Origin of the sequence: Burkholderia multivorans ATCC BAA-247, assembly GCF_000959525.1 — a bacterium.
Taxonomy (GTDB): domain Bacteria; phylum Pseudomonadota; class Gammaproteobacteria; order Burkholderiales; family Burkholderiaceae; genus Burkholderia; species Burkholderia multivorans.
On the sequence record NZ_CP009832.1, the window covers coordinates 2,983,050 to 3,003,250 of the forward strand.

At 67.4% G+C, this 20,201-nt stretch carries 18 protein-coding genes; 11 read left to right on the plus strand and 7 right to left on the minus strand.

The genetic code is table 11. The features are described from left to right. Window positions 1-24: 24 nt before the first annotated feature. Both NP80_RS26335 and NP80_RS26340 read left to right on the plus strand, forming a co-directional pair. The gene (locus NP80_RS26335) at window positions 25-354 is read left to right on the plus strand and encodes a hypothetical protein (RefSeq protein ID WP_006411642.1); all 330 of its coding nucleotides are present in this window, start codon (window positions 25-27) and stop codon (window positions 352-354) included. An 84-nt stretch (window positions 355-438) separates the two neighbouring features. Next, a complete protein-coding gene (locus tag NP80_RS26340; protein WP_006411650.1) occupies window positions 439-3,546 on the plus strand; it encodes a transglycosylase domain-containing protein in 3,108 nt (1,035 codons plus the stop codon). Window positions 3,547-3,570: 24 nt separating this feature from the next. Here NP80_RS26340 and NP80_RS26345 read toward each other — a convergent pair whose 3' ends face one another. After that, window positions 3,571-3,918, minus strand: a complete 348-nt coding sequence (locus NP80_RS26345) for a GFA family protein (RefSeq protein WP_006411649.1) — start codon at window positions 3,916-3,918, stop codon at window positions 3,571-3,573. A 309-nt stretch (window positions 3,919-4,227) separates the two neighbouring features. Here NP80_RS26345 and NP80_RS26350 point away from each other — a divergent pair, with 309 nt between their 5' ends. Continuing rightward, entirely contained in the window at window positions 4,228-5,613 is a 1,386-nt protein-coding gene (locus tag NP80_RS26350) for an MFS transporter (RefSeq protein ID WP_006411645.1), read from the plus strand. A 107-nt stretch (window positions 5,614-5,720) separates the two neighbouring features. Then, a complete protein-coding gene (locus NP80_RS26355) occupies window positions 5,721-5,966 on the plus strand; it encodes a DUF1272 domain-containing protein (protein ID WP_006411648.1) in 246 nt (81 codons plus the stop codon). Window positions 5,967-6,146: 180 nt separating this feature from the next. Here the strand turns inward: NP80_RS26355 and NP80_RS26360 are convergent, their stop codons facing one another. Further along, window positions 6,147-6,857, minus strand: coding sequence for a FadR/GntR family transcriptional regulator (locus tag NP80_RS26360; RefSeq protein ID WP_006411641.1), 711 nt, complete (start codon window positions 6,855-6,857; stop codon window positions 6,147-6,149). A 118-nt stretch (window positions 6,858-6,975) separates the two neighbouring features. Between NP80_RS26360 and dgoD the strand changes: the two genes are divergently transcribed. Then, window positions 6,976-8,124, plus strand: a complete 1,149-nt coding sequence (gene dgoD / locus NP80_RS26365; protein WP_006411652.1) for a galactonate dehydratase — start codon at window positions 6,976-6,978, stop codon at window positions 8,122-8,124. A 116-nt stretch (window positions 8,125-8,240) separates the two neighbouring features. Here the strand turns inward: dgoD and NP80_RS26370 are convergent, their stop codons facing one another. Beyond that, window positions 8,241-9,173: a CopD family protein gene (locus NP80_RS26370; RefSeq protein WP_035948073.1), complete on the minus strand. Its 933-nt coding sequence runs from the start codon at window positions 9,171-9,173 to the stop codon at window positions 8,241-8,243. A gap of 387 nt (window positions 9,174-9,560) precedes the next feature. On the opposite strand from NP80_RS26370, the gene NP80_RS26375 reads away from it, so the two are divergent. The 3 genes from NP80_RS26375 to NP80_RS26385 all read left to right on the plus strand — a co-directional run bounded on the left by NP80_RS26375 (window position 9,561) and on the right by NP80_RS26385 (window position 13,194). Further along, window positions 9,561-10,325, plus strand: a complete 765-nt coding sequence (locus NP80_RS26375) for a c-type cytochrome (RefSeq protein ID WP_012467697.1) — start codon at window positions 9,561-9,563, stop codon at window positions 10,323-10,325. 19 nt (window positions 10,326-10,344) lie between these two features. Beyond that, window positions 10,345-11,643 (plus strand): c-type cytochrome, encoded by a 1,299-nt coding sequence (locus tag NP80_RS26380; protein ID WP_006398367.1) that lies wholly within the window; start codon window positions 10,345-10,347, stop codon window positions 11,641-11,643. A 132-nt stretch (window positions 11,644-11,775) separates the two neighbouring features. Beyond that, on the plus strand, window positions 11,776-13,194 hold the full coding sequence (locus NP80_RS26385; RefSeq protein ID WP_045594248.1) for a DEAD/DEAH box helicase: 1,419 nt from the start codon (window positions 11,776-11,778) through the stop codon (window positions 13,192-13,194). Here NP80_RS26385 and NP80_RS26390 read toward each other — a convergent pair. The 3 genes from NP80_RS26390 to NP80_RS26400 form a co-directional block, all read right to left on the minus strand. Continuing rightward, window positions 13,188-13,694, minus strand: a complete 507-nt coding sequence (locus NP80_RS26390) for a hypothetical protein (protein WP_006408957.1) — start codon at window positions 13,692-13,694, stop codon at window positions 13,188-13,190. The genes NP80_RS26385 and NP80_RS26390 overlap by 7 nt on opposite strands. A gap of 67 nt (window positions 13,695-13,761) precedes the next feature. After that, complete coding sequence (locus tag NP80_RS26395; protein WP_006398364.1) at window positions 13,762-14,589, minus strand: ferritin-like domain-containing protein; 828 nt, start codon at window positions 14,587-14,589, stop codon at window positions 13,762-13,764. Between the two features lie 290 nt (window positions 14,590-14,879). Beyond that, window positions 14,880-16,520: a gamma-glutamyltransferase family protein gene (locus NP80_RS26400; protein WP_006406527.1), complete on the minus strand. Its 1,641-nt coding sequence runs from the start codon at window positions 16,518-16,520 to the stop codon at window positions 14,880-14,882. A gap of 202 nt (window positions 16,521-16,722) precedes the next feature. Here NP80_RS26400 and NP80_RS26405 point away from each other — a divergent pair, with 202 nt between their 5' ends. Both NP80_RS26405 and NP80_RS26410 read left to right on the plus strand, forming a co-directional pair. Continuing rightward, entirely contained in the window at window positions 16,723-17,502 is a 780-nt protein-coding gene (locus NP80_RS26405) for a DeoR/GlpR family DNA-binding transcription regulator (protein WP_006406529.1), read from the plus strand. A 301-nt stretch (window positions 17,503-17,803) separates the two neighbouring features. Continuing rightward, the gene (locus NP80_RS26410; RefSeq protein ID WP_006398360.1) at window positions 17,804-18,001 is read left to right on the plus strand and encodes a phage tail assembly chaperone; all 198 of its coding nucleotides are present in this window, start codon (window positions 17,804-17,806) and stop codon (window positions 17,999-18,001) included. A 90-nt stretch (window positions 18,002-18,091) separates the two neighbouring features. On the opposite strand, the gene NP80_RS26415 is transcribed toward NP80_RS26410, so the two are convergent. Continuing rightward, window positions 18,092-18,448: a hypothetical protein gene (locus tag NP80_RS26415; RefSeq protein WP_006406531.1), complete on the minus strand. Its 357-nt coding sequence runs from the start codon at window positions 18,446-18,448 to the stop codon at window positions 18,092-18,094. Window positions 18,449-18,629: 181 nt separating this feature from the next. Between NP80_RS26415 and glpD the strand changes: the two genes are divergently transcribed. Then, window positions 18,630-20,153, plus strand: a complete 1,524-nt coding sequence (glpD, locus tag NP80_RS26420; protein ID WP_045594250.1) for a glycerol-3-phosphate dehydrogenase — start codon at window positions 18,630-18,632, stop codon at window positions 20,151-20,153. Window positions 20,154-20,201 lie beyond the last annotated feature (48 nt).

Below are 20,201 nucleotides of genomic sequence, written 5' to 3' on the forward strand. Positions count from 1 at the left end.
GATTACATATTCGCGCAGCGATCGATGAAGGGCACGCACGCGTCGCCCGAATACGACGAACGCAGCCGCGCGTTCGACCAGGAAGCCGTTGCGCTGCGCCCCGCGCGGCCCGTCCACCGGGCGCGCGCGGATGCAATCGGTATCTGCCCGCCGATCTCGCACGACGCGTCGCACGCGTGCGATCCGTGCGCGCCGCGCGCTCGCTGCAGCGCCTTTCAAAAAGCCTGCCGCGCACGCGGACAAGCGCCGCAGATCCGGCACGAATTCCCGTCCAATCGCCGTAGATCGCGCGCCGCCGCGCCGCCCGACGCAGCCGCGGGAATGCGCGTTGCGTCGGCGCATCTCCGTAGATGACCGCTCTTGGCAGACCGCCTTTGCGGACTACACTAATCGATAATGGGTGGCGGCCGGAGCCCGCGCCCTCAGGGAGATGCCGCCATGAATCGGCCGCTGAATCGCATCCTGCCGCGCGTGACCGGAGCCGCATCGGTCTGGACGTGGGTCAAGTGGTCCCTGTTGGCCGCGTTGCTGATCGCGGTCGCCATCGTTGCACGCGTCGTGCAGACGGAAATCGAAACGTCGCGATTGCAGGCGCATTACCTGTCCGAGCTGACGCGCGACATCGGCTACACGGTCGAGGCCGGCGCGAGCGACCACATCCGCTTTCCCGCGAACGGCCCGTACGACCGGCGTCTCGGCTATGCGCTGATCCCCGAGTTCCAGCAACGGCTGCTCGCACGCGGCTTCGTCGTCGGCAAGCAGGCGCGCGACTCCGCGCGCATGATGTCGCTCGCCGAGCACGGGCTGTTTCTCCCGTACGCCGAGAAGGATCAGACGGGCCTGATGCTGTTCGATTCGACCGGCTCGCCGCTGTTCGCGTCGGTGTCGCCGCAGCGCGTCTACGCGGATTTCGATACGGTGCCGCGCGTCGTCGTCGACTCGCTGCTGTTCATCGAAGACCGCTATCTGCTCGACGCAAACGAACCGAACCGCAATCCGGCGATCGACTGGGGACGCTTCAGCCGTGCGCTCGCCGATCAGGCGCTGCACGTGGTCAACCATCATCAGGCGCGCCCGGGCGGCAGCACGCTCGCGACGCAGATCGAGAAGTTCCGTCATTCGCCGGACGGCCGTACCGCGACGCCGCCGGAGAAGCTGCGGCAGATCGCATCCGCGTCGATCCGCGCGTATCTGGACGGCCCGCAGACGATGCTCGCGCGCCGCACGATCGTCGTGCGCTATCTGAATTCGGTGCCGCTCGCCGCGCGGCCCCATATCGGCGAAATCACCGGCATCGGCGACGGGCTCGCCGCGTGGTACGGCCGCGACTTCAACGAGGTGAACCGCATCCTGTCCGCCCCGACGACCGGCGACAACATCGACGAACAAGGCGAGACGTTCCGCCAGGTGCTGTCGCTGATCATCGCGCAGCGCGCGCCGTCGTACTTCCTGAATCGCGGCTATCCGGCGCTGCAGCGGCTGACCGACAGTTATCTGCGGCTGCTCGCGAACGGCGGCGTGATCTCGCCGGCGCTGCGCGATGCGGCGCTCGCCGCGCACATCGAGCTCAGTGCGCCGCCGGCTGCGGCCCGCGTGCAGTCGTTCGTGTCGCGCAAGGCGATCACGTCGGCGCGCGCATCGCTGCTCGCGGCACTCGGGATCAGCGATCTCTATCAGCTCGACCAGCTCGACCTCGAAGCGACGAGCACGCTCGACAACGGCGTGCAGCGCGCGGTCGCCGAGCGGCTCGCGCAGGCGTCGACGCGCGACGGCGCACAGGCGGCCGGCCTGTACGGCTTCGAGATGCTCGCGCCGAAGGACGACCCGTCGCACCTCACGTACAGCTTCACGCTGTACGAACATCGCAACGGCGCCAACCTGCTGCGGGTGCAGACCGACAGCGTCAACCAGCCGTTCGACGTCAATCGCGGCGGCCGCATCAACCTCGGCTCGACCGCGAAGCTGCGCACGCTGATCACCTATCTGCAGATCGTGGCCGATCTGCATGCGCGCTACGGGCATCTGTCGAATGCCGAGCTCGCGCGCGTGAAGCCCGATCCGATCGACGGACTCTCGCGCTGGGCGCTCGACTACTTGTCGCATACGCGCGACCGCTCGCTGCAGGCGATGCTCGACGCGGCGGTCGAACGCAAGTATTCGGCGAGCCCCGACGTGTTCTATACGGGCGGCGGCGCGCAGGTGTTCTCGAACTTCGAGAAGTCCGACAACGGCCGCATCATGACGCTGCATACCGCGTTCGAGCATTCGGTGAACCTCGTGTTCGTGCGGCTGATGCGCGACATCGTCCACTATGAAATGGTGCAGACGGCCGGCCCGTCGTCGTCGTGGCTCGGCGATCCGGAACAGCGCAAGCAGTATCTGCAGCAGTTCGTCGACGGCGAAAGCAGGGTGTACGTGAAGCGCTACTACACGCGCTATGCCGGGAAATCGCCCGACGACGCGCTTGCGCTGATGCTGCAGGACGTCCGCAAGTCGCCGCCGAAGATCGCGACCGTGCTGCGCAGCGTCGCGCCGAACGAATCGCTCGCGTGGTTCGAGGCGCAAATGCGTAAGCAACTGAAGGGCACGCCGGCGGCCGCGCTGTCCGACGACGATCTTGCGGCGCTGTATGCGAAGTACGCGATCGATCGCTTCAATCTGAACGATCGGGGCTATATCGCGAGCGTGCATCCGCTCGCACTATGGACGCTCAACTATCTGCGCGCACATCCGGATGCGCCGCTCGACGACGTGCTGCGCGACAGCCGCGACGCGCGCTTCTATACGTATTCGTGGCTGTACAAGACGCGCTATCACGCCACGCAGGACCGCCGCATCCGTCGCATGGTCGAACTGCGCGCCTACGGCGCGATCACGAAGGCCTGGCGTGCACTCGGCTATCCGTTTGCCGAGGTCACGCCGTCGTACGCGGCGGCGATCGGCGCATCGGGCGATCAGCCGGACGCGCTCGCGAAACTGATCGGCCTGATCGCGAACGGCGGCGACAAGGCGCCGACGGAAACGATCACGCGCCTGGACTTCGCGAAGGGCACGCCGTACGAAACGCGCTTCGTGCGCGCGCCCGCGCAGCCGCAGCCGGTGCTGTCGCCGGAAATCGTCAACGTCGCACGCACGCTGCTGCGCGACGTCGTGCTGAACGGCACCGCGCGGCGTCTCGCGGGCGGGCTCACGTTGCCCGACGGCAAGACGCTGCCGGTGTACGGCAAGACCGGTACGGGCGACCAGCGCTTCAACGTGTATGCGCGCGGTGCGCGGCTGATCGAATCGCGCAAGGTGAATCGCAGCGGCACGTTCGTATTCGTGATCGGCGACCGGTTCTTCGGCGTGCTGACCGCGACCGCTCACGAACCGTATGCGGCACGCTACGACTTCACGAGCGCGATGGCCGTGCAGTTGCTGAAGTCGATGGCACCGGCGCTCGCGCCGCTGATCGAGCGCCCGGCCAACGCCGGCGTGCGCACCGCCGGGCCGGCGCCGCAGGCGGAGCTGCCCGCGCAGAACGGAGGCGCGACGCAGCCGTCGTGAGCGTCGCGTCGGACGGCGCGCCGCTCAGTGCGAGCGGCCGTCGAAATGCGTAATCGGCAGTGCGTCGAGGTCGACGTCGTCGAGACAGCGCACGTTGATCGCGGCCATCGCGGTGCCGTTCGGATGGACGCCCTCGCCGAACGGATGAATGCCGCAGCGCTTGCAGAAGCGATGACGGATCACGTGCTTGTTGAACGTATACGTGGCGAGGTGTTCGTCGGGCGTGACGAGTGTCATCCGGTCGCGCGGCACGAACCACATCAGCGCGCCCTTGCGCCGACAGATCGAGCAGTTGCAGGCCATCACGCCCTGCAGGTCGCCCTCGACGTCGAACTTCACGTCGCCGCAGTGACAGCTTCCGTGATACAGCATGGTCGTCTCCCGGTGGGTTCGGCACACCTCGGCGGTGCCGTCATAGGTTGCGCACCATGATGCGCATCGCCCGCACGCATCGTCAATCGGCCGACCGCGGCATCGGCGAAGCGGCGCATCCCCGCAAACTGCCTGCCCGGACAAACCCTCGAAGCGTCCGATCATCGAACGCATACGCGCGATGATCGAACGCGCGCCCGCCGCCTGCGCTTGTCGCGCCCGCCTCGCCACCTCTAACCTTTCAATTTGTAATGAACGCGATCGATGCGTCGATTCGTGCAGAGAACCTCAACGAAACCGGAGATAGCCATGACCGCACGCGCGGCCCGCGAACCCCAACCCGGACACCAGCCGAAGAAGGCCGCCGCGAGCGGCTGGATCGGCTCGGCGCTCGAGTACTACGACTTCTTCATCTACGCGACGGCGGCAGCGCTGATCTTCCCGCAGATCTTCTTTCCGAAAGGCGATCCGACCACCGCGATCGTCGCGTCGCTCGCGACCTACGGCGTCGGCTATGTCGCGCGGCCGATCGGCGCATTCGTGCTCGGCCACCTCGGCGACACGCACGGTCGCAAGACGGTGCTGCTCTCGTGCATGTTCCTGATGGGCTTTGCGACGATCGGCGTCGGCCTGCTGCCGACCTACGATCAGATTGGCCTGCTGGCGCCGGTCCTGCTCGTGATCCTGCGGCTGATTCAGGGCTTTGCCGTGGCCGGCGAAATCTCCGGCGCAAGCTCGATGATCCTCGAACACGCGCCGTTCGGCCGGCGCGGCTTCTTTTCGAGCTTCACGCTGCAGGGCGTGCAGGCCGGCCAGGTGCTTGCGGCGGCCGTGTTCCTGCCGCTCGCGCACTACATGCCGGCCGAGCAGTTCAACAGCTGGGGCTGGCGCATTCCGTTCCTGCTGAGCGTCGTGGTGATCTTCGCGGGCTGGGCGATCCGCCGCAACGTGACGGAGACGCCCGCCTTCACGGGCGAGGAAGCACGGCAGACGCGCGCGCTCTCGCCCGTCGTCGAGGCATTCAGGTTCCACTGGGCCGATATGCTGCGTGTGGTCTGCATGTCGCTGATGAACGTGATTCCGGTCGTCGCGACGATCTTCGGCGCGGCCTATGCGGTGCAGCCGGCCTACGGCATCGGATTCGCGAAGGACGTCTACCTCTGGATTCCCGTCGCGGGCAACATCGTCGCGGTGCTGGTGATTCCGTACGTCGGCAGTTTGTCCGACCGGATCGGGCGCAAGCCGCCGATCGTGTTCGGCGCGCTGCTCTCGGGGCTGCTCGCATTCGCTTATCTCTATGCGATCAGCATCCAGAGCGTCCCGCTCGCTTTCGCGATGTCGCTGCTGATGTGGGGCGTGGTCTACCAGGGCTACAACGCGGTCTTCCCGAGCTTCTACCCCGAGCTGTTTCCGACGCGCACGCGCGTCTCGGCGATGGCGATCGCGCAGAACGTCGGCACCGCGATCACCGCGATGCTGCCGGCGCTGTTTACGGCCGTCGCGCCGCCCGGCGCGACGCACATCTGGCTGACCGTCGGCGCGATCGCGTTCGGCATCACCGTGATCGCCGCGCTGGCCGCGCTCAGCGCCCGCGAAACCTATCGCATCGCGATGAGCGAGCTGGGCCGCCGCGATGCAGAGCCGGTCGACAAGACCGAGTACGATCGCCGCCGTGCACAGGCGCCAGCGGCGTGAACTCGCCCTGGGCCGCCATTGGCCGCGCCGCGCCACGCGCGTACAGTAGCGTGCAGCTGCGCCGCCCGGCGGCGCAGGCCCCGACCGTCCCGACCAAGGAAACCGCGATGCTCGAACTGCGCCCCGGCTGCGAATGCTGCGACAAGGATCTACCGCCCGATTCGGTGGATGCCCGCATCTGTACGTTCGAATGCACGTTTTGCGCGACCTGCGCCGACACCGTCCTGAAAGGCCGCTGCCCGAACTGCAGCGGCGAATTGGTCGCGCGCCCGAGGCGGCCCGCCGCCCTGCTCGAGAAATATCCGGCGTCGACGCAGCGCGTGCTCAAACCGGGCGGCTGCGCGAACGCGTAGCGAACGGTGCGAAGGGCGAGTGCTCGTTGCCGGGCGCCGTTAGCGGCGCGCTTCTAGCCGGGCGCCCCTAGCCGGGCGCCCCTAGCCGGGCGCCCTTTCCGGGCACCGATCTCCGAGCGCCCTTAGCCGAGCGCCCCTCGCCGAGCACCGCTCGCCGGCGCCCCTAGCGGGGCGCCCCCATCACGACTGCTCGATGCGCGCGCGCGTCACCGCGAGCAGCGCCGCCATGGCGCGACGCGCGCCGTCCGCGTCGCCCGCGCGAATCGCATCGCCGACCGCCGCATGCTCGGCCAGCGATGCGTTGTACACGTGCGCGCGCCGCGCATTCAGATGCAACTGCGCTTCGAGCGTGCGATCGATCAGCGCGCCGAGCGGCACCAGCAACTCGTTGCCGCCCGCCTCGAGCACGCTGAGATGAAACCGCAGGTCCGCGCGCACCCATTCGTCGACGTTGCGCGCGGCGGCCATCGCGCCCAACGCTTCGTCGATCGCCGCGATCGCATCCACGGCCCGCGCACGCGCGGCCATCGCGGCCGCATGCGGCTCGATCATTTCGCGCATCTCCTGCAGCTTCAGCGCGAACGACAGCGCCGGCGCGACGCGCGCATACCAGTCGAGCAGATCGGCATCGAGCAGATTCCACGCGCGACGCGGGCGCACGCGCGTGCCGACCTTCGGACGCGATTCGACGAGCCCCTTCGACGTCAGCGTGCGCAACGCTTCGCGCAACACCGTGCGGCTCACGCCGAACATCGCCATCAGGTCGGGCTCGCGCGGCAGCAGCGAGTCGGGCGGATAGTCGCCGCGCAGGATCGCCGTCGCGAGCCGGAAGGCCGTTTGTCCATGCAAATCGCGTTGAATGATCGTTCTCCGTCGGGCGCGGTTGCCCACTATGTGCGCAATAGTGCTATTAATACTATTTTTTAACGCGCTACGCTAGGATAACGCGAAAGCATGCGGCCGGCGTGGCGCCCATCGGGCACGCCGGTCAATCCTGGAGACTCGCGACATGAAAATCACCCGCCTCGAAACCTTCATCGTTCCGCCGCGCTGGCTGTTCCTCAAGATCGAAACCGACGAGGGCATCGTCGGCTGGGGCGAGCCGGTCGTCGAAGGCCGCGCGCACACGGTCGAAGCCGCCGTGCACGAACTCGCCGACTACCTGGTCGGCAAGGATCCGCGACTGATCGAGGATCACTGGCAGGTGATGTACCGCGCGGGCTTCTACCGCGGCGGCCCGATCATGATGAGCGCGATCGCGGGCGTCGATCAGGCGTTGTGGGACATCAAGGGCAAGCATCACGGCGTGCCCGTGCACGCGCTGCTCGGCGGCCAGGTGCGCGAGCGCATCAAGGTCTATTCGTGGATCGGCGGCGACCGGCCGAGCGACGTCGCGAACAACGCGCGCGCGGTGGTCGAGCGCGGCTTCAAGGCCGTGAAGATGAACGGTTCGGAAGAGCTGCAGATCGTCGATACCTACGACAAGGTCGAGCAGGTGATCGCGAACGTCGCGGCCGTGCGCGACGCGGTGGGCCCGCACGTCGGAATCGGCGTCGACTTCCACGGCCGCGTGCACAAGCCGATGGCGAAGGTGCTCGCGAAGGAACTCGATCCGTACAAGCTGATGTTCATCGAGGAGCCCGTGCTGTCGGAGAACGCCGAGGCGCTGCGCGACATCGTGAATCAGACCAACACGCCGATCGCGCTCGGCGAGCGGCTCTACTCGCGCTGGGACTTCAAGCACATCCTCGCCGGCGGCTACGTCGACATCATCCAGCCCGATGCATCGCACGCGGGCGGCATCACCGAATGCCGGAAGATCGCGACGCTCGCCGAAAGCTACGACGTTGCGCTCGCGCTGCACTGCCCGCTCGGACCGATCGCGCTCGCCGCGTGCCTGCAGCTCGACGCGGTCAGCTACAACGCGTTCATCCAGGAGCAGAGTCTCGGCATCCACTACAACCAGGGCAACGATCTGCTCGACTATCTGCGCAATCCGGAAGTGTTCCGCTACGACGACGGCTTCGTCGCGATTCCGCAAGGGCCGGGGCTCGGCATCGACGTGAACGAGGAGAAGGTGCGCGAGATGGCGAAGACCGGCCATCGCTGGCGCAATCCCGTGTGGCGCCACACGGACGGCAGCGTCGCCGAGTGGTGAGATGAGAGGCGAGGCGCATCGCGCGCGGAACGAGTCCGCGCGATGCGTCGAACGCGATACGGCCGCCGGTCGAACGACCGGCGGCCTTTTTCATTGTGCGCGCCGCACGCGCGCCGTCATCCGAGCGCCGCGAACCCCGGCACGCTGAACGACAGCACGGCCGCCGCCACGAACACGCCGATCATCGTCAGCGCCTCGAGATGCAGGATGTTGCGGAACGTATGCGCATCCTCGGTCGACGCGGTGCGACGCAGCCGCGGCAGCGCCGAGAAGCGGTTCAGCCCGCCGAGCACGAGCGCGAGCGCGACGAGCAGCAGCTTCAGCAGCAACACGCGTCCCCACGTGCTGCCGTCGAGCGGCGCGAGCGAACCGCCGAGGCCGCGCACCGCATTCAGCACGCCGGTGCCGAGCACGAACACGACCGCGATCACCGACGTGCGCGACATCTGCTGGCCGATGCGGATCAGCGCGCCGCGCGCAACCGACGAGCCGAGCACCGGCAACACCGCGAGCCCGCCCGCGAGCACGACGCCGCCCCATACGGCGGTGGCGAGCAGATGCACGGTCTGCACGCCGACGGCGGCCGACAGCGCACCCACATCGGCCGCATGGCCGAGCGACGCCTTGCCGGCCGCGATCACGATCACCGCGAGCCACAGCAGCGCGTGCGCGAACGTGCCGTCCGGCTTCAGCAGCGCGACGATCGCGAGCACGACCGCACCGCCGAACGCGACGCTCCACGCGAAGCCCGCATGCGTCTGCGCGAGCACGGTCGGCATCGCCGCAAAAGCGCCGCCGAGCCCCGCACCGCTCATCGACGCGGCTTCGTAGAGGAGCCAGCCGAGATCCGCGAGCACGAGCGCGAGCGCGGCCGCGACGAGCGAATGTTGCGCGCGCACCCACGCCGGATGCGAGGGCGCGACGACGGGCCGTGCGCCGTCCCTGCCGAGCCAGCCCTTCAGCAGCGCCGAGCCGACCGCCATCGCAAACGCCGCATCCATCAGCGCGGCAAGCGCGACCTGCCCGATCCACAAGCTGTCGATCCTCATCGTGCGCACCCTCCCGCGAACGGCAGGTTCGCCGCACGGCGAACGCAGGACGGGCGGCGGGACGGACAGCGAAAAACGGGCAACGGCACGGTAAGAAACGTCATCGAGAAATCCGGAAAAACGGGAGAAATGACTGGGTCGGCGGCACGCGGACGCGGCGCGACCCGCGAGTGTACGGTCTTCGATGGACAAAACGCACGCCGGTTCACGCGGCCTGCGCACGATGCGCGTCAAATTGTCGCAAGTCGGAAACAGACAGGAACCGATGTCCTTTTGCCAAATAGCCGTCATTACCCATCGATGATAGAATGCCGCGTCGCAGCAGCCCGGCTGTCCTGCCGTCATGCCGAGCCGATCGTAGCCCGGACAGGTCCCCGACGAATAAACATGGAGTCTCGTGTGTCTTCAAGACGCCTCATCCGTCCGCTGCTCGCCGTTCTGTTGATCGGCGGAGCGGGCCTTACGAGCGCTGCCCAAGCGCAGACCAAGCCCACGGAGCAAGCCCACGCGCAGCAGGCGCCGCTCAAGGCACCCGATACGATGGCCGAGCGTGTGCGCGGCTGTACCGCATGCCACGGCGTCCACGGCCAGGGCACGGACAACGACTACTTCCCGCGTCTGGCAGGCAAGCCGGCCGAGTACCTGTACAACCAGCTCGTCAACTTCCGCGACGGCCGGCGCAAGTATCCGCCGATGAACTATCTGCTCACGTATCTGAGCGACGATTACCTGCGCGAGATCGCCGAGCACTTCTCGGCCGAGCGCCCGCCGTACCCGACGCCCGCGAAACCGACGCTGCCGGCCGCGACGCTCGCGCGCGGCAAGCAGCTCGTCACGCAAGGCGATCCGTCGCGCAAGCTGCCGGCTTGCGTCGCCTGCCACGGCGCCGCGCTGACCGGCATGCAGCCGGCGATCCCGGGCCTCGTCGGCCTGCACGCCGACTACCTGAGCGCGCAGCTCGGCGCATGGCGTTCGGGCAACCGCCACGCCAAGGCACCGGACTGCATGCACGACATCGCATCGAAGCTTTCCGACGAAGACGTGACGGCCGTGACGGCATGGCTCGCCGCGCAGCCGGCGCCCGCCAACCCCGTGCCGGCTCCGGCGCGTTCGATGAAGACTCCGCTCGCCTGCGGCAGCGAACCGCAATAAGGCAAGGGAGACAGACACAATGAAACGCAAGTCCCTGTTTGCACTCTCGGCTGTCGCGATCGTCGCGGCAGCGGCTCTCGTGCCCGTGCTCTGGTCGGGCAACGACACGCTGCATGGCGCTTCCGCCGTCGCGGCCACGCCGGCCGATCAGGCCGCGCTGATCAAGAAGGGCGAATACCTCGCGCGCGTCGGCGACTGTATCGCGTGCCACACCGTGCGCGGCGGCAAGCCGTTCGCGGGCGGCCTGCCGATGGCGACGCCGTTCGGCACGATGTACACGCCGAACATCACGCCGGACGACCAGAACGGTATCGGCAAGTGGACATCGGACGACTTCTACCGCGCGATGCACACGGGCCGTTCGAAGGACGGCAGCCTGCTGTACCCGGGCTTCCCGTTCGCGAGCTACACGAAGGTCACGCGCGCGGATTCGGACGCGATCTACGCATACCTGCGCTCGGTCGCGCCGGTTTCGGTGCCGAGCCGTCCGCATGAACTGAAGTTCCCGTTCAACAACCGCAACCTGCTGATCGGCTGGCGCACGCTGTTCTTCAAGGAAGGCGAGTACAAGCCGGATCCGACCAAGTCGGTCGAATGGAACCGCGGCGCCTATCTCGTCGAAGGCCTCGGCCACTGCTCGATGTGCCACACGTCGATCAACATGATGGGCGGTCCGGTCAACTCGGCAGCGTTCGCCGGCGGCCTGATCCCGCTGCAGAACTGGTACGCGCCGTCGCTGACCAACGACAAGGAACTCGGCCTCGGCGACTGGCACGTGCAGGAGCTGTCCGACCTGCTGCAGGCCGGCGTGTCGAACAAGGGTGCGGTATTCGGTCCGATGGCCGACGTCGTGCACAACAGCCTTCAGTACATGACCGACGAAGATACGCGCGCGATGTCGACGTATCTGAAGTCGATCCCGCAGAAGGCCGAAGCGCCGAAGAACATGCAGTACGAGCCGTCCAAGCAGTTCGGCAATGCACTGTTCGAGCAGGGCAAGAAGATCTACGCAGACAACTGCGCGACCTGCCACGCCGAGAACGGCGCCGGCAAGCCGCCTGCGTATCCGCCGCTCGCGGGCAACCATTCGATCGTGATGGAATCGGCAGTCAACCCGATCCGCATGGTGCTGAATGGCGGCTATCCGCCGAGCACGTTCAAGAATCCGCGTCCGTATGGGATGCCGCCGTTCGCGCAGTCGCTGTCGAACCAGGAAGTCGCGGCGGTCGTCACGTATATCCGGATGTCGTGGGGTAACAACGGTACGCCGATCTCGCCGCAACAGGTCAGCGATCTGCGTTCCGCACCGCTCGACTAAGAAGCGGCTCACACAAACGGGGCGCGGCTGCGGGAAACCGCGGCCGCGCCCTTTTGCTTTTGGCGATGCCGGTTTTCCCCGCGCGGGCCGCGCGACGCGCATCGCCGATCATAAAACTCAAGCGTGGTATCTATGTCTTTCGAATCTCTCGGCCTGGCCGAACCGCTCGTCAAGGCGGTCAACGAGCTCGGCTACACGTCGCCGACCCCGATCCAGCAGCAGGCCATTCCTGCAGTCCTCGGCGGCGGCGATCTGCTCGCCGGCGCGCAGACCGGCACCGGCAAAACCGCAGGCTTCACGCTGCCGATCCTGCAGCGCCTGCACACGTTCTACACCGAGCATCGCAGCGCAAGGCGCGCCGTGCGCGCACTGATCCTCACGCCGACGCGCGAACTCGCCGCCCAGGTCGAGGAAAGCGTGCGTGCGTACAGCAAGTATCTGAAACTGCGCTCGACCGTGATGTTCGGCGGCGTCAGCATCAATCCGCAGATCGATGCGCTCAAGCGCGGCGTCGACATCGTCGTCGCGACGCCTGGCCGCCTGCTCGATCACATGCAGCAAAAGACGATCGACCTGTCGGATCTCGACATCCTCGTGCTCGACGAAGCCGACCGGATGCTCGACATGGGCTTCATCCACGACATCAAGCGCGTGCTCGCGAAGCTGCCGCCGCGGCGCCAGAACCTGCTGTTCTCCGCGACGTTCTCCGACGAGATCAAGGCGCTCGCCGACAGCCTGCTCGATTCGCCGGCGCTGATCGAGGTCGCGCGCCGCAACACGACCGCCGAGACGGTCGCGCAGAAGATCCATCCGGTCGACCGCGATCGCAAGCGCGAACTGCTCACGCATCTGATCCGCGAGCACAACTGGTTCCAGGTGCTCGTCTTCACGCGCACGAAGCACGGCGCGAACCGGCTCGCGGAACAGCTGACCAAGGACGGCATCAGCGCGATGGCGATCCACGGCAACAAGAGCCAGTCGGCCCGCACGCGCGCGCTCGCCGAGTTCAAGAACAACACGCTGCAGGTGCTCGTCGCGACCGACATCGCCGCGCGCGGGATCGACATCGATCAGCTGCCGCACGTCGTCAACTTCGATCTGCCGAACGTGCCCGAGGATTACGTGCACCGCATCGGCCGCACGGGTCGCGCAGGCGCGACCGGCGAAGCCGTGTCGCTCGTGTGCGTCGACGAGAAGCAGTTGCTGCGCGACATCGAACGGCTGATCAAGCGCGAGATTCCGCGTGAAGTGATCGCGGGCTTCGAGCCCGATCCGAATGCGAAGCCGGAGCCGATCCAGCAGCGTCGCGGCCAGCAGCCGCGCGGCGGTGGCGGCAATGGCGGCGGCGGTGGCGGCAATCGCGCGCCGCGCGCCGGCGGCGCCGCCCAGCAGCCCGGCGCGAAGCGCGACGGCCAGGCACCGAAGCCGAAGGCGGCCGCAAAGCCGCGCCCGCAGGGCGGCGGGAACGGCAACGGCGCGCGTCCGTCGAACGGCAACGCCGCGCACCCGAACCGCAATCGTTCGTCACGCAGCGGCCAGCGCGGTCACTGAAGCCGTGCAGCCGCGCGTCGCAGGTGCTCGACCTGGCGCTGCCAGCGTGCGAGCACCGCGGCGCGCTCCCCTTCCAGTGCAAACGTGACACCCGTCGCGAGACGCGCATAGCCCACGCGCTGCGCATCGCCGTGCGCGATCGTCGCAGCGAAGCCGGCCAATCCGCCGAACGCCCCTTCGAGCGGCACGACGTTGAGTTGCGCCTGATAGAACGCGTCGTCCGCAACGAGCGTCAGCGCGGCCGCACGCCGCTGCGCGAGCGCGCGCGCCGCACGCGACTGCGGCCATAGCGCGAGCAGCAGCGTGCGCGGATCGCGCGCATAGATTTCGCCGACGCTCAGCAGCGTCGTGCGCAGTTGGCCGTCGTCGGTGGCGACGAGCAGCGACGCGGCGAAATCGGCGTGACGCTCGAGCGCAGTGCCGTCGAACAGCGAGACGACGGCCGGCGGCCACGCGTCGAACGTCCATTGTTCAAGCGCGTGGCGATGGGATGCGGTCATGGTGGCGAAGCCGGCTGGCAGTAAACGGCGGAACCGCAGCATAGCGGCCGCGGCCCCACGTTGTCGATCAGCGGAAGAACACGTGCTGCGTGATCTTCGTGAGCGGATAGTGCACGCCGGGCTGGATCTTCGCGGGCAGATCGAGTGGCTTGAGCAGCATCTTCACGCACATGTCGGCCGACAGATTGCGGCGCACGAGCGAGTTGATGCGCGCGACACGCGCACGGCTGTATTCGCTGTCGCCGACGCGATCGGGATACCGCACCGCGAACACGTGCCGCAGCGCGATCTCGGAATCCTCGTTCTTGATTTCCATCACGCGACGCATCAGCGCGCCGAGCACCGCGAGGCGGCCGTTGCCTTCGAGCTGGTTGTACTTCTTGAAAAACTTGAAGAAGTGCTTGTAGTGGCGCACTTCGTCGGTGCGGATGTTGTCGGTGATTTCCTTCAGCACCGGCTCGTCCGAGCACTCGTTGATCGCGCGATACAGCGTGGCCGTGCCCGTCTCGACGACGCAGCGCGCGACCATCTCGAGCGCGCGCGTCTTCTCGAACGCTTCGACCGAGCACGTCTTCGAATACTCGTCGAAGAAGTTTGCGAACGCCGTATCCCAGTCGAACTCGGGCCACACGTGCGCGATGTAGGCCTTCAGTGCGCGGCCGTGCTGCAATTCTTCGTGCTCCCATGCATTGTTGAGCCACGCGGACACTTCGGGATCGTCGTTGAAGAACTCGCTCAGATTGCTCGTGTACAGATCGGAGCCGCTCTCGATGAACGACGCTGCGCACAGCAGCAGCAGCAAGTCCTCGTTCGCGGCCGCGCGCTGACGATCGATCCGGTTGAGGTCGATGTCTTCGATTCGCCACGGCATGACATGCGTCGTTTCAGTGTGCATGGTGGTGCGCTCCCAGACGTCGCACCGGGCGGCCCTCCGTGCCTTCGGCACGGCGACCGACCGCGGGCGGCGTTTTGCTTGCGTTTATAGTAGGCTGGTCCGGCCGAACCATCATCACGGCATCTTAGCCGGACTTTGAAGTTCGTGCTTCAGAGCACTGACCATACCCGCCTGACGCAGTTCCGCGACGTCCATTGCCGAATGTTAGACGCGTCATTCGAATCGCGCGCGCCAAGCGAAACGGGCGGCCGTTCGGCCGCCCGCTCATCGCGACAGCGGAAAGGAATCCGTCAGAAACCGGCGGCGAGACCGTCGCGGCGGCTGTCGCTCGCGGCGACGTAGCCGCGATCGGGATCGTCCGGATCGAGCCGCCACACGAACTGGCCCGAGCCGAAATCCATGTAAGGATCGTCGATCGACTTGATCGTATGGCCGCGCGCCGCCAGCGCCTCGACGGTCGCGCGATCCATCGTCGCTTCGACGTCGAGCGTGAAGTCGCGATTGACCTTCCATCGCGGCGCGCAGCACGCGGCCTGCGGCTGCTGCCCGTAGCCGAGCATCCGGACGATCGTCTGCAGATGGCCCTGCGGCTGCATGTCGCCGCCCATCACGCCGAAGCTCATCACGGCCTCGGTGCGCCCGCCGGCCTCCTCGGTCACGAACGCCGGGATGATCGTGTGGAACGGCCGCTTGCCGCCGGCCACCACGTTCGGCGACGCCGGGTCCATCGAGAAGCCGTGCCCGCGGTTCTGCAGCGCGATGCCCGCGCCGGGCACGACGAGGCCCGAGCCGAAGCCCATGTAGTTCGACTGGATGAAGCTGACCATCATCCCGCGTTCGTCGGCGGCCGACAGATAGATCGTGCCGCCCGAATGCGGGCGGCCGGCCTCGAAGTGCGTCGCGCGCATGCGGTCGATCTGCTTTGCGCGCGCCGCCAGATAGGCGTCGTCGAGCATCTGCCCGGGCGTGACTTCCATCGCGCGCGGATCGGCAACGTAGCGGTAGACGTCCGCGAACGCGAGCTTCATCGCCTCGATCTGCAGATGCTGCGAATCGGCCGAGTCGACGGGCCAGTCCGTCACGCCCGCGTGCTCGGCGATGCCGAGCGCGATCAGCGCGGCGATGCCCTGTCCGTTCGGCGGAATTTCGTGAATCGTATGGCGACCGAAGCGTTTGCCGATCGGTTCGACCCATTCCGGACGATAGGCGCGCAAGTCTTCCGCGCTCAGCGCGCCGCCGCCTTCGCGCGCGAACGCGACGAGCTGCTCGGCGAGCGCCCCTTCGTAGAAGGCGCGCGCGCCTTCGTTCGCGAGCGTGCGCAGCGTCTTCGCATGGCCGGGCAGGCACATGCGCTCGCCGACGAGCGGCGCGCGGCCGCGCGGCATGAAGGTCTCCGCGAAGCCGGGCAGGCCCTGCAGCTCGGGCACGGCGGCCGCCCACTTGTGCGCGACGATCGGCGACACCGAATAGCCGCGCTGCGCGATGTCGATCGCCGGCTCGAGCAGGTCGGCGAACGGCAGCGAGCCGAACTTCGCGTGCAGCGCTTCCCAGCCCGCGATCACGCCGGGCACCGTGACGGTGTCCCAGCCGCGCGTCGGCTTGCGCGCGATGCCGTGCGCGTCCTCGCCGTGGCGCCGGCGAAAATAGTCGACGCTCCACGCGGCCGGCGCGACGCCCGACGCATTCAGGCCGTGCAGCTTGCCGCCATCCCAGACGAGCGCGAACGCATCGCCGCCGAGCCCGCACGATACGGGCTCGACGACCGTGATCGCGGCGGCCGCCGCGAGCGCCGCGTCGACCGCGTTGCCGCCCTTCCACAGCATCCGCAGCCCGGCCTGCGCGGCGAGCGGATGCGACGTCGATACGACGTTGCGCGCGAACACCGGGATACGGGGCGTCGGATACGGGTTGTGCCAGTTGAAATCAGTCATCGGTCTACCTCGTCGAAAACGAATGGAATGCGTCCCCGCGCGCGGGGAATCCGCCATTGCATCGCGATCGGCGTAATCGCACAAATTCATTTGTGAAATGAATCCATGTGTGATTCGCATGAATCGGGTGTACCCGCGTGCCGGCGGCGCGACGGACACCCTTACAATATCCGCTTCGTTTTCACGCCCCCGACCGTCGAACATGAGCAGAGATCCCCGCCTCACCCTGAACGCGCGCCAGCAGGAATTGCTCGAATGGGTGCAGCGCGACGGCTTCGTGACCGTCGACGATCTCGCCGCGCATTTCGCCGTCACGCCGCAGACGATCCGCCGCGACGTGAACTGGCTCGCCGACCTGAACCTGCTGCGCCGCTATCACGGCGGCGCGAGCCTGCCGACCAGCTCCGAGAACGTGTCGTACACCGCGCGGCAGCGGATGTTCCACGACGAGAAGCGGCGCATCGCGGCGCTCGCGGCGTCGCACATCCCCGATCAGGCGTCGCTCTTCATCAACCTCGGCACGACCACCGAGGAAGTCGCGCGCGCGCTGAACCGCCATCACGGGCTGCGCGTGATCACGAACAACCTGAACGTCGCGTCGATGATGAGCGGCTACCCCGACTGCGAGGTGCTGATCACCGGCGGCATCGTGCGGCCGTGGGACAAGGGCATCGTCGGCGAACTCGCGATCGACTTCATCCGGCAGTTCAAGGTCGACTACGCGATCGTCGGCACGTCCGCAATCGAGGCCGACGGCACGCTGCGCGACTTCGATACGCGCGAGGTGCGCGTCGCGGAGGCGATCATCGAGCATGCGCGTACGGTCTACCTCGTCGCCGATCATTCGAAGATCGGCCGGCCGGCGCTCGTGCGCCAGGGCCATCTGAGCCAGGTCCATGCGCTGTTCACCGACAAGCCGCTGCCGGCCGACATGGCCGATACGATCGCCGCGGCCGGCACGCAGGTGTACGTCGCCGAATGATCGGCGCGATGCTGCGCCGCACCGACAACTTCAAGTGAAATCAAGAAGTTGGCCGCGCGGCCGAACCGCTTGTGGATGGCCTGCCTGTCAAACGGAAAATTAACGGGGCACGATTTGTCGTTGCCTGCGCACTCGACTAGACTCCAGTTCCCCGGCCCGTTTGCCGCTCTGCCTGTGCCAGGGCGAGCGCGAACCGCATGGCCGGCGAATGCAGCTTTTCCCCCCAAGCCATCCCCCGCGGGGTACGTGCGCCGGCATCGATGCCGGCCGCGCGGGCAGACCGGTTGCCATGGAGAGAACGATGCTGAGTCCGCATGAATTCGCCACGCTATTGCTTGTGAAAGACGCACCCGACCAGACCAGCATGGATCGGGAAGAACTCGACGCGCTGCTCGAACAACAGCTCGTCCGCCTCGAAGGGCTCGGATCGGGGCGAAAATACTGCGTGACCGAAACCGGTGACGCCACGCTGCGGTCGATCAAGTACCGCTATTCGTAAGTCCCGCCGTTTGTGACCTGCCCGCGGCCGGCCTCCCCGGCCGCGCCGCGTTTTCAGGCCCACCGCTCCCGTTGTTTCGCTCCGCTCGCTTCAGCCGCCGCGCAACGTCGGATCGACCGCCGCGCGCCAGCTGACGGCCTGCGCCCGCGCGCCGTTCAGATACGCGACCCAGCCGGCGCGGCCCGGCGCGTCCGGCGCCGCGTAATGCGCGGAAAGTTCGTTTACGAACGCGCAGTAGTTCGCCTGGGACAGCCCGCGATAGCGCTTCGCGACGTACGCGTCGTACATCGCCGAATAGACCGGCTGCGCGTCCGCGCCCCAGTCGCGCGCGGTGCCGCCGCACGCCGTCTGTAGATCGACGAACGACGGCGCCCGCCAGTTGCCGGCGAGCGGCGGCGTGCCTGCGCTGCAGGCCGCCAGCACCACGGCGCACGCGCCGATCCCCATCCCAATACGCATGATTCACCTCGCGAAACGGTCGATCCCGCCAGTATCGTCCGGGAACGCGCGGCGCGCCACCCGCCCCTCTTTTTCGAACTTTACTTTTTCGATTTCGTTCGTTAAATTTCGAATTCGAACATTTCGTGTTCGATCCATGAACTCGACTCTCGAACGATAAGGACAGCAGGTGAATCAACCGAATCGCTACGATCTGCTCGTCGTCGGCGGCGGCATCAACGGCGCGGGCATCGCGCGCGATGCGGCCGGCCGCGGCCTGTCGGTTTTGCTCTGCGAGCAGGACGATCTCGCATCGCACACGTCGTCGGCCAGCACGAAGCTGATTCACGGCGGTCTGCGCTATCTCGAGTACAAGGAATTCGGGCTCGTGCGCAAGGCGCTGCAGGAGCGCGAGACGCTGCTGCGCGCGGCGCCGCACATCATGTGGCCGCTGCGCTTCGTGATGCCGCACATGCCGAACCTGCGTCCGGCCTGGTTGATCCGCATCGGCCTGTTCCTCTACGATCACCTCGCGAAACGCGAGCTGCTGCCCGGCTCGCGCGGCATCGACATGCGCCGCCATGCGGCCGGCGCGCCGCTCGTCGATTCGATCCGGCGCGGCTTCGTCTATTCGGACGGCTGGGTCGACGATGCGCGCCTCGTCGTGCTGAACGCGCTCGACGCGAAAGAGCGCGGCGCCGAGATCCTCACGCGCACGAAGCTCGTGTCGGCCGAGCGCCGCAGCGACGAATGGGAAGCGCGGCTGCGGCAGCCGGACGGCGCGATCCGCGTCGTGCGTGCGCGTGCGATCGCGAACGCGGCCGGCCCGTGGGTCGGCGACGTGCTGCACGGCGCGCTCGGGCGCGGCGCGCATCATAGCGTGCGGCTCGTGAAAGGCAGCCACATCGTCACGCGCCGGCTGTTCGATCACGATCACGCCTACATCTTCCAGAACCCCGACAAGCGGATCATCTTCGCGATCCCGTACGAGCGCGACTTCACGCTGATCGGCACGACCGACGTCGAATACACGAGCGATCCGGCGCGCGTCGCGATCGATCGCGACGAGACGCAGTATCTGTGCGATTCGATCAACCGCTACTTCAAGCGCAAGATCTCGCCGGCCGACGTGCACTGGACCTATTCCGGCGTGCGGCCGCTGCTCGAAGACGAAAATGCCGCGAACGCGTCGGCCGTCACGCGCGACTACCGGCTCGAGATGGACGACGGCGAAGGCGCACCGCTGCTGTCGGTGTTCGGCGGCAAGATTACGACGTTCCGCAAGCTCGCCGAAGAAGCCGGCGACATGCTGTGCCGCGCGCTCGGCCGCGACGCACCGGCATGGACCGCCGGCGCCCCGCTGCCGGGCGGCGACATCGCGAACGCCAAATTCGATGCGTTCGCCGACGCATTCGCGAAGCGCCATCGCTGGCTGCCCGCACCGCTCGCGCGCCGGTATGCGCGCGCGTACGGCACGCGTGCCGCGCGCGTCGTCGGCAATGCGCAGTCGCTGGCCGATCTCGGCGCCGAGATCGTGCCCGGCCTGTTCGAGGCGGAGCTGCGCTACCTGCGCGATACCGAATGGGCGACCTGCGCGCAGGACGTGCTGTGGCGCCGCTCGAAGCTCGGGCTGCACGTCGCGCCGGGCACGCTCGACGCGGCGAGCGCCGCGCTCGATGCGTGGTTCGCGGCCGCGCACGCGCCGCACGCGTGATCGATCGCCCGAGCAGTTTGCTTGACCGACGTTGATTCACCGACGCGC

Coding starts and splice junctions, on each gene's coding strand:
- NP80_RS26335 (WP_006411642.1), top strand. CDS start 25: ATGAAGGGCACGCACGCGTCGCCCGAATACGACGAACGCAGCCGCGCG.
- NP80_RS26340 (WP_006411650.1), top strand. CDS start 439: ATGAATCGGCCGCTGAATCGCATCCTGCCGCGCGTGACCGGAGCCGCA.
- NP80_RS26345 (WP_006411649.1), bottom strand. CDS start 3,918: ATGCTGTATCACGGAAGCTGTCACTGCGGCGACGTGAAGTTCGACGTC.
- NP80_RS26350 (WP_006411645.1), top strand. CDS start 4,228: ATGACCGCACGCGCGGCCCGCGAACCCCAACCCGGACACCAGCCGAAG.
- NP80_RS26355 (WP_006411648.1), top strand. CDS start 5,721: ATGCTCGAACTGCGCCCCGGCTGCGAATGCTGCGACAAGGATCTACCG.
- dgoD (WP_006411652.1), top strand. CDS start 6,976: ATGAAAATCACCCGCCTCGAAACCTTCATCGTTCCGCCGCGCTGGCTG.
- NP80_RS26370 (WP_035948073.1), bottom strand. CDS start 9,173: ATGAGGATCGACAGCTTGTGGATCGGGCAGGTCGCGCTTGCCGCGCTG.
- NP80_RS26375 (WP_012467697.1), top strand. CDS start 9,561: ATGGAGTCTCGTGTGTCTTCAAGACGCCTCATCCGTCCGCTGCTCGCC.
- NP80_RS26380 (WP_006398367.1), top strand. CDS start 10,345: ATGAAACGCAAGTCCCTGTTTGCACTCTCGGCTGTCGCGATCGTCGCG.
- NP80_RS26385 (WP_045594248.1), top strand. CDS start 11,776: ATGTCTTTCGAATCTCTCGGCCTGGCCGAACCGCTCGTCAAGGCGGTC.
- NP80_RS26390 (WP_006408957.1), bottom strand. CDS start 13,694: ATGACCGCATCCCATCGCCACGCGCTTGAACAATGGACGTTCGACGCG.
- NP80_RS26395 (WP_006398364.1), bottom strand. CDS start 14,589: ATGCACACTGAAACGACGCATGTCATGCCGTGGCGAATCGAAGACATC.
- NP80_RS26400 (WP_006406527.1), bottom strand. CDS start 16,520: ATGACTGATTTCAACTGGCACAACCCGTATCCGACGCCCCGTATCCCG.
- NP80_RS26405 (WP_006406529.1), top strand. CDS start 16,723: ATGAGCAGAGATCCCCGCCTCACCCTGAACGCGCGCCAGCAGGAATTG.
- NP80_RS26410 (WP_006398360.1), top strand. CDS start 17,804: ATGCTGAGTCCGCATGAATTCGCCACGCTATTGCTTGTGAAAGACGCA.
- NP80_RS26415 (WP_006406531.1), bottom strand. CDS start 18,448: ATGGGGATCGGCGCGTGCGCCGTGGTGCTGGCGGCCTGCAGCGCAGGC.